Genomic DNA, 12,515 nt, shown 5'->3' on the forward strand with positions numbered 1-12,515 from the left:
CGGTCCTGTCGGACTTCCATGGCACAAATCATGCCTGATTGCCGCATTCGCGGAGGATTTCGTGACCGAAAAAGCCCCGCCCGTAACGCTCGGGCCGACCGACCGCAACGCCTGGCGGGTCAGCGAGGCCGGTGCCGACCTGGTGCGCGCCGCCCGACCGCCGCGGCCGGCGACCCTCGCCGCCGAGCCCAAGCCCTGCACGATCGACCTCACGCGAACCGCGATGGTTGTCATCGACATGCAGAACGACTTTTGCCATCCCGAGGGCTGGCTGGCCTCGATCGGCGTCGACGTCGCACCGGCGCGCAAGCCGATCGCGCCGTTGGTCACGTTGCTGCCGGCGCTGCGCGGCGCCGGCGTGCCCGTCGTCTGGCTGAACTGGGGCAACCGCCCAGACCGACTCAATCTCAGCCCGGCCTTGCTGCATGTCTACAATCCGAGCGGCCGGGGCTGCGGTCTCGGCGATGCGTTGCCGAAGGATGGCGCGAAGGTGCTGGAGAAGGGCAGCTGGTCGGCGGCGGTGGTCGACGAGCTCGCGCCCGAGGCCAGCGACATCAAGGTCGACAAGTACCGCATGTCCGGCTTCTGGGACACGCCGCTCGACAGCATCCTGCGCAATCTCGGCGTGACCACGCTGCTGTTCTGCGGCGTCAATGCCGATCAGTGCGTGCTGCACAGCTTGGCCGACGGCAACTTCCTCGGCTACGACACACTGATGATCGAGGATTGCACCGCCACCACCTCGCCCGCCTTTTGCTGGGAGGCGACGCTCTACAACGTTAGGCAGATTTTCGGCTTCACCGTCTCGTCGCAGAGCCTGCTGGCCGCACTGTGACCCCAACGACGGCATCGATGCGGACACGCGACGGCGTGCGGCTCTATGCCGACGTCTATCGGCCTGCCGGTGTCGGGCCGTGGCCGGTGTTGCTGATGCGCCAGCCCTATGGCCGCAAGATCGCCTCGACCGTGGTCTATGCCCATCCGACCTGGTACGCCGCGCACGGCTACATGGTCGTCATCCAGGACGTGCGCGGCTCGGGCACCTCGGAGGGCACATTCAAGCTGTTCGAGCACGAGCGCACAGACGGCGCCGATGCGCTCGCCTGGGCCGCCTCCCTCGAGGGCAGCAACGGCCGGATCGGTATGTACGGCTTCTCCTACCAGGCCGTGACGCAGTTCCTCGCGCTCGCCGGCGCGCTGGACAGCGGCGGCCCCAAACCGGCGGCGCTCTGTCCGTCGATGGCCGGCTGGGACATCTTCTCGGACTGGGCCTATGAGGCCGGCGCCTTTTGCCTGCAGGGCAACGTTGGTTGGGCACTGCAGATGGGCGCCGAGCGCGCGCGGCTCGCGGGCGACGTCACCGCCTATGTCGCGATGCTGGCCGCCGCAAGGAACCCGCCCCTGCTCGAAGAGCACATGGCCTGGCCCGCCGTGCTGCAGCGTTACAGCCACTACACGCACTACGCCGACTGGGTCGGCAATCCGGCGCCGGGCGGTTATTGGGATCGCATCTCGCCACGAGCCGCGCTGGCCGGCCGCACCGGTGACGTTCCCATGCTTCACATCGGCGGATGGTACGACCCGATGCTCGAGGGCACGCTGGCCGGATACGCTGCGATGGCCGCATCGAAGGCGCCACAACGCCTGATCGTCGGGCCGTGGGGCCACATCCCGTGGGGCCGTCGTGTCGGCAGCGTCGATTTCGGACCCGAGGCATCCAGCCCGATCGATCGCGAGCAGCTCCGCTGGTTCGACCGCTTCCTGAAGGACCGCCACGATCCACAGCCCTGCGTGCGCCTGTTCGACCTCGGTACCAAGGCATGGCGCGACTTCGCGGCGTTTCCGGAGCACTCGGCGCAGACGTGGCATCTGTCGAGCGGCGGACTGGCGACGGCGCGTACCGAGGATGGCGTGCTCAGCCGCGAGCCTCCTGCGTCGATGCACGACACGCTGGTGCACGATCCTTGGCGCCCCGTGCCGTCGCTCGGCGGCCATGACGGCCAGCCGCCCGGCCCGCAGGATCGCAGCGCGCTCGACGGTCGCACCGATGTCGCCTGCTACACGTCGGCGCCGCTGGCGCATCCGCTTACGTTGACCGGCCGCGTCTCGGCCGAGATCGCCGTCAAAGCCGACGCCCCGTCGCACGACCTGCTCGCCGTGCTGTCGCAGGTCATGCCGGACGGCCGCGCCCTCACCCTGACGCAAGGCTATCGGCGCGATTCCGGGCATGTCCCAATGCGCGCGATCTGCACAACTGTGCCGGCCGGCGCGGCGCTGCGGCTCTCGCTGCAGGCCTCTTCCTTCCCGGCTTTCGCCGTTAATCCCGGGACCGGCGTCGCGGCTGCCGAGACACGGCTGTTCGACTGCCGCATCGTGACCCTGACCTTGAAGGGCGGTTGCCTGCTGCTGCCGGTGGCGACGCCATGAGGGTCATGGTCGTCTACGCCCATCCGGTCGAGACCAGCTTCAACGCGGCGGTCTTTGCCACGGTGAAGGACGCCCTCACGCGCGGCGGGCACACCGTCGACGCCTGCGACCTGTATGCCGAGAGCTTCCCGGCGATCATGAGCCGCGCCGATCGGCTGCTCTATCACGCCGTCCCGGACAATCGCGCGCTTGCCGCGCCGTGGATCGAGCGTGTCCTCGCGGCCGACGCGTTGGCGCTGGTGTTTCCGACCTGGGTGTTCGGCCCGCCCGCGATCCTGAAGGGCTTCTGCGAGAAAGTCTTCTTGCCCGGTGTCGCCTTCCAGATCGTCGACGGCAAGACGCGTGGCTCGATGCGCAACCTCAAGCGTCTCGGCGCGGTCTCGACCTATGGCGGCAACCGCCTGCGCGCATTCCTCGCCGGCGACCCGCCGCGCAAGCTCGTAACGCGAGCCCTCAGATTCTATGCCGGCCCGGCCGTACCGGTATCGTACCTCGGCTGCTACGACATGAACCGCAACAGCGAAGCCACGCTCAAGATGTTCCTCGAAAAGGTGCGCTCGACCTACGCAGCGTGGTGATAGTGGCGCGTCTGCTCGGTCTCGCCGTGCCGGGCTAACAGCTCGAGCAGCATGCGGCGCATCAGGAGGCCGGGCTGATCCGAGGGCATGTGCTTCTCGATGCCGGAGTTCATATCCATCGGCACGTCGTGATCGGTCGCCTCCAGCACCTCCTTGTCCTCGGCCGTCACGCGGCGATCGAAGGCGATGATGTTGGCGGCCGGCGCGTCGGCCTCCGTATCGTTGCGGAAGCAGAACTGAACGACCTGGCAGGCGTCGTCCGCGACCGGCGTGGCGGCGGTGATGATGATGTGCTCGAGGCCGCTGGGGTAGCGGATGTGCAGGCGGCGCAGGAACGGCAGGTACCAGGTCGCCGCGATGTGGCGGATGGTGACCGGACTGTCGTCTCGCAGGTTCCGCTTCTGCTCCTCGGTGTTGAAGACAGGTACGTCGGAGCGGGCGACGAAGCTCAGCTCATCGCGCTCGATGGTCGGCTGTGGCGGGTTCGGGTCGTTGATGTCGCCGAAGGTGTTGCGATGCACGAAGTGGATGTGCGCGTTGTCGAAGCTGTTCTCCATCAGCCGGAACGAGGCGCAGTTCCATGGCTCGTAGAACTGGTCGATGCGGCGATAGGCGGGATCGCCTTCTTCCGCCCAGTCGGGAATCGGCGCCAGCGGGTCGTCGAGCGCGACCCAGACATAGCCGTAGCGCTCCGAGCAGGCGAAGCTCTTCACCACCGGCTGCTTCGACGGGCCGGAGTCAGGCCGCTGCGGTATCCGCAGGCAGACGCCCTTCAGGTCGTATGCCCAGCCATGATACGGGCAGACAATCGCCCCCTTGTCGACCCAGCCCTTGCTCAGCGCGGCGGAGCGATGGGCGCAGCGATCTTCCAGCGCGGCGTACTGGCCGTCGTCCTGCCGCCAGATCACCAACCGCTGACCGAGCAGGGTGAAGGGCTGAGGCCCCTCTTCCAGCGATGACGCAGGCAGCACCGGATACCAGAAGCGGCGCAATAGGGGCTGTCTTGTGGCGAGCATGGTCTACTCCGCGGCCGAGGCGAGCATAGGGGGAACGGAGCCGTCGCGGCGCACCTCGGACTCGCCATGCTCGGCAAGCAGACGGGCCAGCATGCGCCGCATCTCGAGACCCGGCCGGTCGGTCGGCATATGCAGCTCGCCGGTGGGCGACAGCGGCACGTCATGGTCGCAGGCTTCGAGGATCGCCATGTCCTCGTGCGTCACCTGGCGGTCGAACTTGATCAGGTTCTCGGCCGGCGCATCGGCCTCGCTGTCGCTGCGCAGCAGAAACTGGATGACCTGGGATCGCCGATCGTCGATCGGTGCGGTCAGGGTCATGATGATGTGCACCAGCCCGTTGGGATAGGTCACCTTCATCTTGCGCGAGAACGGCATCCACCAGGTCTTCTCGTAGTGGCGCACCGTGCGGTCCGAAGCGATTCCGAGATTGGCCTGCTGGAGGACCGGGTTCTTCACCGGCACGTCGGCATACATCGTGAAGCCGGCCGGATCGGCTTCGAGCCGCGGCTGCACCGGCTCGGGCTCATCGACGATGCCGAAGCTCTCCTTGTGCACGAAGGCGAAATGGGCGTTGTCGAACGAGTTCTCCATGATGCGCAGGCCGGGGGCCTGCCACGGCTCGTAGAACTCGAACACCCGGCGATAGGCCGGGTCGTCGTATTCCGGCAGCGCGGGGATGTCGCGCAACGGCTCCTCGAGCGCGACCCAGACCACGCCGTAGCGCTCGGTGCAGCGAAAGGCCTTGACCCCGATGTTCTTGCCCGGATCGCCGCCCGGTCGCTGGGGAATGCGCACGCACTTGCCGTCGCCGGCATAGGTCCAGCCGTGATAGGGGCAGACGACGTTGCCGGCGTCGAGCCAGCCCTTGCTGAGCCTGGCGGTGCGATGGCAGCAGCGGTCGATCAGGGCCGCGGCCTTGCCGGCGGCATCGCGGAACAGCACGAGGTTGGTGCCGAGCAAGGTGAAGGGGTGCGGTCCGCCGGCCAGCCGGTCGCTCGGGATGACCGGATACCAGAAGCGGCGCAGGACCTTCTGCTGCGTTACGAGCATTGCTGCCTCCATGACTTCATCTTGCCGGGATTGAGCAGGCCCAGCGGATCGGCGCGCCGCTTGAAGGCGAGCTGCGCCTCGTCGACCTGCTTCATCCCGCCGTCTTCCAGAATGTAGGTGTGCGGATCGGCGACCGGAATGCCGTTCGCCTCCAGCCAGCCGATGATCTCGTAGAGCCGCTCGCGGCTCGTGTAGCGCACGAGCTGCAGGCCGAAAGCCGCGACCCGTCCGTTGACCCGGCTGAACTCGAGATGCATTGGCGTCTCGTCGCCAAATTGAGCCACGGCGCGCGCGATCCTGTCGAGATAGTCCGGACCGCCGAAGAGGCATTGCAGATAGGTGATCGTGCGATCGGTCTTCAGCGCCCACAGGGTCGTGTGGTTCCAGGTAAACTCGTAGATCGGCGGGATCGAGTCGGTCTCCGCACCAACCGCGCGCTCGAACGAGACGATGCCTCCCATGGCTTGCGCGAGACCGGCGAAGGCTTCCCACGACGGGTCGGCAACGATGCAGAGCGCAACCGCCTTGCCCTCGGGCAGATGGCCGAGCAACGGCGTGAAATAGCGAACGGTCGCGGCATCGCAGACGGCGACCAGCTTCTTGACCACGCCGTCCGCTTCGCCGAGCGCGCCGGCAAACGCCGTCGCGGCGCCGATATCGGCGAAGGAGACGGCCGCCTCGCGCCATGGCCATGAGCGGGCCAGCGGCATCTCCAGCTCGGTGATGATGCCGTTGGTGCCGTAGGCATGAACGGCGGGCATCACGTCGTCATCGCGCAGCTCGATCACATTCGGCTCGGCCTCCATGGTCACCAGCCGCAAGGCACGCACATTGCCGCGCGAGCGCAGGCCGCCGAACTGGATCGAGCCGATGCCGCCCGAGCCGCCCGCGACGAAGCCGCCGATCGTCGCGGTGCGTCGCGTCGAGGGATGGAAGCGCAGCTCCCAGCCGCGCGGCAGGCTGTGCGCTTCGAGATCCGCGAGCTTCAACCCCGCCTGCACGCGCGCCACGCCGTCCTCGAGCCACAGAAACTTGTCGTGCCCGCTGAGATCGAGCACGACGCCACCCTCCAGCGGCATTGCCTGCCCGTAATTGCCGGTGCCGGCGCCGCGCGGCGTCACGGGAATGCGATGGGCGTGGCAGTAGGCCAACGTGCGCACGACTTCGGCCTCGTCCGCGGGACAGACGACGAGGTCGGCGCGCACATGCTTCAGCCGCTCGTTCAGCACCGGCGAATACCAGAAGAAGTCGCGGCTCTTCCGGCGCACCAGGGCGCGGTCGGCGACGCAGCCGATCGGGGCCAGGTCGGACGCCACGCGCGCCCAGTCGATGGCGGCGGCGGTCATGCGGCCTGCCACCGGCTCATCTTGCCGGGATTGAGCAGGCCGTAAGGATCGGACTCGCGCTTGAACTCGAGCTGCAGGTCGGCCGACAGCACGCGCGCGCCCTTGTCCTCGAGGATGTAGCTGTGCGGATTGGAAAGACGAATGCCCAGCGTCTCGAGCTCGGCCACGATCTGCCACAGCCGCTCGTCGGTCGTATAGCGCAGCACCTGCAGCGAGGAGCAGTTGGTGCGGCCCTGCCGGCGCTGGAACTCGGCGTGGGCCATGACCTCCTCGCCGAAGCGCTCGTGCGAAGCGATCAGCGCGTCGATATTGGCGTCGATCGGGAAGACGGTCTGCAGGTAGCTCACCGTCTTGTCGATTTTCAGCACTTGCAGGGTGGTGTGGTTCCAGGTGTATTCGTAAAGCGGCACCTGTCCCCGCTCCTCGCGATACGGCCGATCGAGCGTGACCGTCCCGCCGCGTTCCGCCACCAGGCAGCGCACCGCGCCGGCATCGCTCGCCGCGACCATAATGAAGACGACGTGCTTGCCTTCGGGCAGCGCACCGTCCTCGAACCCCATGAAGTAACGCGGCAACGGCCAGGCCATCAGGCTGTCGAGCTTGAGGAAGATACCGTCCGACTCACCCAGCGCCTGCGCGAAGTGCGCGGCGACGGCGAAGTCGTCGAAGGTGGCGATCATCTCGACCCACGCATACGCAGGCGCCAGCGGCAGCTCGACCTCGACCACGATGCCGCTCGTGCCGTAGGCGTGCAGCGCCTTGCCGATGTCTGCGCCGCGGAGCTCGACGATCCGAGGGGTTTCCTCACAGGTCACGACCTTCAGCGCCAACACCGAACCCGCATCGCGCAGCTGGCCGTAACGGATCGAGCCGACTCCGGCCGCGCCGCCGCTGACATAGCCGCCGACGGTCGCCTGCCGACGCGTCGAGGGGAACATACGCAGCTCCCAGCCCTGCTGCTGCGCCAGCGTGTCCGCATCGGCGAGCTTCACGCCGGCTTCGAAGCGGCCGCGTCCCTTGTCGATCCACAGCGTCCTGTCGAGCCGCGCCATGTCGAGCAGGACGCCACCCTGAAGCGGAACCATCTGGCCGTAGTTCCCGGTCGCGCCGCCGCGCACACCGAGGGGCACGCGAAAGCGCGCGCAGGCGGCGGCCACCCGAACGACCTCGTCTACACTGTGCGGCACGACGATCAGCTCGGCCGCCTTGCCGTCGAGCTCACGCTTGAGGATCGGCGAGTACCAATAGAAATCGCGGCTGCGCTGGCGCAGGAGCACCGGTTGGTCGACCAGCTCGAGTCCGTCGAGGACAGCCTTAAAGTCAGGATCGATCACGCGCCGTGACCCACGAACTGGTCCAGCGTGCGGTAATCCGGCAGCGATGTGCCGATCGGCTTGCCGTTGCGCAGCACGATCCGATCGGCCTGGTTGCGCGCGAGCATCTCCGACATGAAGCGCGCCGAGAGGAGCACGAGATCGGCCGGCGCCCCGGCCTTCAGACGGCCGCGGCCTTCGAGGCCCATGACCTCGGCGGGCACTGCGGAAAAGGCGAGCGGCCAGTCGCCGAACGGATGGTCGAGATGGGCGATGCGCGTCGCCTGGGTCATGACCTCGAGCATGTCGTGGTCGCCGTAGGCGTAGAACGGATCGCGGCAATTGTCGGAGGCGATCGAGACCTCGATGCCGGCGCCTTTCAGCTCATGCAGGAGGGTGACGCCGCGCCAGCGCGGCGTGCGGCCGGGCGTGCGCTCCTGCAGGTACATGTTGCACATCGGCAGGCTGACCACCGAGATGCCGGCATCGGCCACGACCCGCATCGTCGCCGCGATATAGTCGTCGGTCTGGACGGCGAGCGAGCAGCAATGGCCACATTGGATGCGGCCCTTGAAGCCGAGCCGCGTCGCCATGTGCGCGATCTCGACCAGCGCCGTCGCGCCCAGGTCGCCGCTTTCATCGACATGCAGGTCGAGATCGAGGCCGCGTTCCATCGCGAGCCGGAAGAGCAGCTCGAGCAGGCCGTGGAATTCGACCGGCAGCGCGTCGTGTCCGCCGCCGCTCAGCCGCGTGACAGCGCCCAGCGCGCCGCCCGATTCGGCCACGATGTCGGCAAGGCGCAGGCCCTGGGGCTGGGCGAAGAAATCCATCGGCATCAGGCTCGCCGCCTGCACGTCGATGCGGCCGGCCCACGCCTCGCGCAACGCCCGAAAGACCGGCCAGGAGATCTCGCCCTGCGGCGCATGCGAGTCGATGTGGGTGCGCACGGCGACCGTGCCCTGCGCGTAGGCGCATTGCAGGCCGAACTCCATGCGCGCACGCACGTCCTCGGCGTTCCAGCGCGCCGAACGATCGGCCGAGGTCATGCCCGCGGCACCGCGGAAGCTGCCGTCGGGGTTGGGCGAGCGCGGCCAGATATGGCCCTTGTCGAGATGGGTATGGACGTCGACGAAGCCCGGCCAGATCAAGCCACCCTCGAGGTCGATCGCGCCGGCGGGCGCCGTGCCGAGTGGCGCGATCGAGGCGATGCGCCCGTCCTTTACCTCAAGATCGAAGCGCACCAGGCCTTCGAAATCCGGTTTCGACGTCAGCTCGACGTCGATCAGGCATGCTTGCGCACGCGCATCCGCCAGCCAGTAATGCGGCTGCTCTGGGACGCTCGCGAAGCCGAGGCGCTTCATCTCACGATCTTAGACCTTGCCGACGCCCTTGTTCACGAATTCCAACGTGTAGGCTTTCTTCGGGTCGAGCCCCTTGGGGAGCACGCCGACGGCGGCCATCGAGTCGTAGAAGCTGGCCCAGCGCGCATCGGTCATCGCGCCGATCCCAAGGGTGAGCGCATCGCCCGACATGACCATGCCCGACTCGTTCATGACCTTGATGGCATAGGCGATCTTGTCGTCGGCCATCTCGGGATTGTCCTTCTTGATCAGCGCATTCCCGGGCTCAGCCGCCGCACCGCCCTTGAGATACTCGGCCCAGCCTTCGAGCGAGGCGGTGACGAAGCGCTGCACCACATCCTTCTTCTCCGCCGCCATCTTCTTCGAGACGGCGATGGTGGTGTGGTAATTGTCGTAGCCCGCGCTCGCGATCATCAGCGGCACCGGATCGGCGCCGGCCTGGCGCATGGCGTAGGGCTCGGACGAGATGAAGCTCTGCTGCACAAGGGTCTTGTCGGCCATAAAGGGTGCGAGATTAAAGGTATAGGGCCGCAGCTGCTCGTCGCTGTAGCCGTACTTGGCCTTGAGGAACGGCCAGTAGGTGACCCTGCCGCTGGCGCCGACCAAAATGGTCTTGCCCTTCAGCTTCTCGAAGCTGTCGTTGCCCGATCCGGCATGGCTGATCAGCACCTGCGGATCCTTCTGGAAGATCGAGCCGATGCAATAGAACGGCACGTCCTCCTTGACGTAGTTCAGTGCCTCGAGCCCGCTCGACATGATCATGTCGACCCGGCCGCCCAGCATCATCTGCGAGGCGCTCATCTGCGGCCCGCCCATACGCAGGTCGCATTCTATGCCGTGCTTCTTGAAAATTCCGGCGGCGACCGCCTGGTAAAAGCCTCCATGCTCCGCCTGGGCACGCCAGCTCGTCATGTAGCTCACCTTGTCGAGCGTCTGCGCGCGCGCTGACGAGCCCGGCAGCTTGATCAGGACCGACCCGGCGGTTGCACCGGCAAGACCGAGAGCGGCGCGACGGGACAGGCGGTAGCGAGCAGCGGCCATGGAAAACCTCCTTGGTCTGCCGGTCGAAAACGCAATTGCTGTGCCACGGGGCGCGGCGTTGGCCTGCCTAATTCTTACGCAACGGCCCCGGTCGCAAGGAGTCGAGCGGATAGCGGTCGATCTCGGCCAGCAGCTTGACGAACCGCGCAGCCGCATGCTCGACCAGCTGCGCACCGCGCTCGGCGTCGGCATCGGTGGCATCGCCGCAGGCGCCGGGCAGGCTGAGATCCTGGGTCTCCCAACCGAAGCCGACGCGGCCCTCCGGCGTCAGGATCTCGTAGTCGCCTTCCATGTCGAGCGAGCTCGGCCGGAAGTTGGCCAGCTCGTCGCGACGGACCAGGTCGGGGCAGAGATGCATCATGATCGAGGTCTCGACCGAGCCGCCATGGATGCCGTGCTTCAGCTCGGACTCGGGAAACAGCCCGGGCGGTCGGCCCAGCGCATAGGTGCTGGCGGTCACCACGAACATGTCGCGCCGCACGCGCAGGTCACGCGCGACGATGTCGGCGATCTGCGGCTGGCCGCCGTGGCTGTTGAACAGCACGAGCTTGCGCACGCCGGCGCGGTTGACGCTGTCGCCGATCTCGGTCCACAGCCGAATCACCGTCTCGGCCGACAGGGTCAGGGTACCGGGATAAGAGATGTGCTCGTTCGACTTGCCGATCGGCATCGCGGGCAGAAACGTCACGGGTAATTCCGACGGCAGCAGTTCCCGGGCGCGCGCCACCACTCCGCGATTGATCGCCGTATCGACTTCCACCGGGAGATGAGGTCCGTGCTGCTCGATCGCCGCCACCGGCAGCACGGCGATCACCGTCGACATGTCGGTGAGCTGGAAATCCTTGGTCGTCATCTCGACCCAGTCGCGACGCAGGCGGCTCGCCATGGCCTCAATCCTTTACGATGCGGCTCCAGTCGAGCGTGGCCTGTTCGACATTGTAACTCCGCAGCGACTCCCAGTGCCGGGCAAGATCGCCCTGGAACAGGCCGCGCGTCAGGCCGGAGACGAGCCGCGGGATCGACGAGGTGAGCGCATTAATGCTGCTGCCCGAGGGGCCGAAGCTCATCGTCGCGCCGATGCCGAAGACATGGATGTCGGCGAGCCAGGGGGCCTCGCCAGGCGTGCGCTCGACGAAGGAGAAATCCGGCGCTAAGTAGGGAAACCCGCCCATCCAGTCGTCTTTCTCGGCCGGCGGTGGGACGTAGCGGTCGCGCCAGGTCGCGATCTTGCCGGCGAAGGGCGCGAGCTCGGGGCGCAAGGTCACGTCTTGCCGGATGCCCGTGCCGCAGATCGCGTAGTCGGCATGGAACGGCCCCTTCGGCGTGTCGATGCGGATGCGGCCGTCCTCCATCCGGGCGCCCGTCCACGGACGCTCGACATGCATGCGGAAATCCGGAAAGGCCAGCACCCGCTTGTACGTGTCGGCCGGGAAGCCTTCGCGCGATCGCATGATGTGACTCATGATCCGCCATCGCCATTCATCGGGCAGGTCGCCCATGTGCTTGAGGAAGCCCGCGAAGGTGAGCCAGCGATATTGCTGCACCATCGACGGCGCCCCGCGCCGGCAGAAGACATCGGCCCTGGCGCCGTGCTCTAGCGCGACGGCGGCATTGTCCATCGCCGAAGCGCCGACGCCCAGAACGGCGACGGTACGGCCGCGCAGCCGGCCGAAATCGATCACGTCGGCGGTGTGTGCGCGGCGATCCGCCGGCAAGGCACGCACGAAGTCGGGCATCCACCATTCGCCGGTGCCGTCCTGGCCGGTCGCCAGCACCAGCTTGCGGGCCGCGAGCACCTCGCCGTTCGCAAGTGTCACGAGGAGGCAGCGCCCGCCGTCGTCGAGCGTACCGGGCGCAATGGCCACCGCCTCGGCCTCGTTGCGCACCGGCAGATCGAGCACCTTGCGATACCACTGCAGGTAATTGTGCCAGTCGACCGCCGGGATGAGATGCAGGTCGGTGAACGCCGTCGGACCGTGTTGGGCCTCGTACCACGCCTGGAAGGTGAGGCTCGCCAGCCCGAGGTCGGGCCCGGTCTGCTCCTTGGGGCTGCGCAATGTCGGCATGCGCGCATAGGTCACCCACGGCCCCTCCCGGCCGGCCGGCGCGCGGTCGATCAGCAGGATATTGCGCACCCGGTCGCGCGTCAGCGCATAGGCGGTGACGAGGCCGGACTGGCCCGCACCGACGATCAGCACGTCGAGCGCCGGCCGGCCCTGGAACAGGCGGGGCTGCATCCATTCCGAACGCGGATGAGCCGTCATCTCGACCTCGCGGCGGACGCGGGCATCAAGGGCGGCGAGACAGTCGCCGCGCAGGAAGGATGTCGATGTGGACAGGCTCATGCTTGGAAGGATGGCAGCAAGTCGTGTGCCAGCGCAGC

The 12,515-nt window shown here is 67.3% G+C and carries 11 protein-coding genes; 3 read left to right on the plus strand and 8 right to left on the minus strand.

From position 1 onward, the window contains the following. Positions 1 to 61: 61 nt before the first annotated feature. Genes ACQY8M_RS37230 through ACQY8M_RS37240 form a run of 3 tightly spaced genes read left to right on the plus strand, consistent with a single transcriptional unit; the run spans position 62 to position 3,005 of the window. The gene (locus ACQY8M_RS37230) at positions 62 to 835 is read left to right on the plus strand and encodes a cysteine hydrolase family protein (RefSeq protein WP_428667419.1); all 774 of its coding nucleotides are present in this window, start codon (positions 62 to 64) and stop codon (positions 833 to 835) included. Positions 836 to 852: 17 nt separating this feature from the next. Beyond that, positions 853 to 2,427, plus strand: a complete 1,575-nt coding sequence (locus ACQY8M_RS37235; protein ID WP_428667421.1) for a CocE/NonD family hydrolase — start codon at positions 853 to 855, stop codon at positions 2,425 to 2,427. Beyond that, a complete protein-coding gene (locus ACQY8M_RS37240) occupies positions 2,424 to 3,005 on the plus strand; it encodes an NAD(P)H-dependent oxidoreductase (protein WP_428667423.1) in 582 nt (193 codons plus the stop codon). Before ACQY8M_RS37235 ends, ACQY8M_RS37240 begins: the two co-directional genes overlap by 4 nt. On the opposite strand, the gene ACQY8M_RS37245 is transcribed toward ACQY8M_RS37240, so the two are convergent. The 8 genes from ACQY8M_RS37245 to ACQY8M_RS37280 all read right to left on the minus strand — a co-directional run bounded on the left by ACQY8M_RS37245 (position 2,990) and on the right by ACQY8M_RS37280 (position 12,477). Next, the gene (locus ACQY8M_RS37245; RefSeq protein WP_428667425.1) at positions 2,990 to 4,021 is read right to left on the minus strand and encodes a Rieske 2Fe-2S domain-containing protein; all 1,032 of its coding nucleotides are present in this window, start codon (positions 4,019 to 4,021) and stop codon (positions 2,990 to 2,992) included. The two genes, ACQY8M_RS37240 and ACQY8M_RS37245, sit on opposite strands and share 16 nt — an antisense overlap. 3 nt (positions 4,022 to 4,024) lie before the next feature. Next, positions 4,025 to 5,071, minus strand: coding sequence for a Rieske 2Fe-2S domain-containing protein (locus ACQY8M_RS37250; protein WP_428667427.1), 1,047 nt, complete (start codon positions 5,069 to 5,071; stop codon positions 4,025 to 4,027). After that, positions 5,062 to 6,417 (minus strand): FAD-binding oxidoreductase, encoded by a 1,356-nt coding sequence (locus ACQY8M_RS37255; RefSeq protein WP_428667429.1) that lies wholly within the window; start codon positions 6,415 to 6,417, stop codon positions 5,062 to 5,064. The genes ACQY8M_RS37250 and ACQY8M_RS37255 overlap by 10 nt, the downstream gene beginning before the upstream one ends. Continuing rightward, a complete protein-coding gene (locus tag ACQY8M_RS37260) occupies positions 6,414 to 7,751 on the minus strand; it encodes an FAD-binding oxidoreductase (protein ID WP_428667431.1) in 1,338 nt (445 codons plus the stop codon). Before ACQY8M_RS37260 ends, ACQY8M_RS37255 begins: the two co-directional genes overlap by 4 nt. Next, positions 7,748 to 9,091: a cytosine deaminase gene (locus ACQY8M_RS37265; RefSeq protein ID WP_428667433.1), complete on the minus strand. Its 1,344-nt coding sequence runs from the start codon at positions 9,089 to 9,091 to the stop codon at positions 7,748 to 7,750. The genes ACQY8M_RS37260 and ACQY8M_RS37265 overlap by 4 nt, the downstream gene beginning before the upstream one ends. 9 nt (positions 9,092 to 9,100) lie before the next feature. After that, complete coding sequence (locus ACQY8M_RS37270; protein WP_428667435.1) at positions 9,101 to 10,132, minus strand: ABC transporter substrate-binding protein; 1,032 nt, start codon at positions 10,130 to 10,132, stop codon at positions 9,101 to 9,103. A gap of 67 nt (positions 10,133 to 10,199) precedes the next feature. Then, entirely contained in the window at positions 10,200 to 11,018 is an 819-nt protein-coding gene (locus ACQY8M_RS37275) for a creatininase family protein (RefSeq protein WP_428667437.1), read from the minus strand. Between the two features lie 4 nt (positions 11,019 to 11,022). Next, complete coding sequence (locus ACQY8M_RS37280; RefSeq protein WP_428667439.1) at positions 11,023 to 12,477, minus strand: FAD/NAD(P)-binding protein; 1,455 nt, start codon at positions 12,475 to 12,477, stop codon at positions 11,023 to 11,025. Positions 12,478 to 12,515: the final 38 nt, after the last annotated feature.

The organism is Reyranella sp., assembly GCF_965279465.1.
In the GTDB taxonomy this organism is placed as follows: domain Bacteria; phylum Pseudomonadota; class Alphaproteobacteria; order Reyranellales; family Reyranellaceae; genus Reyranella.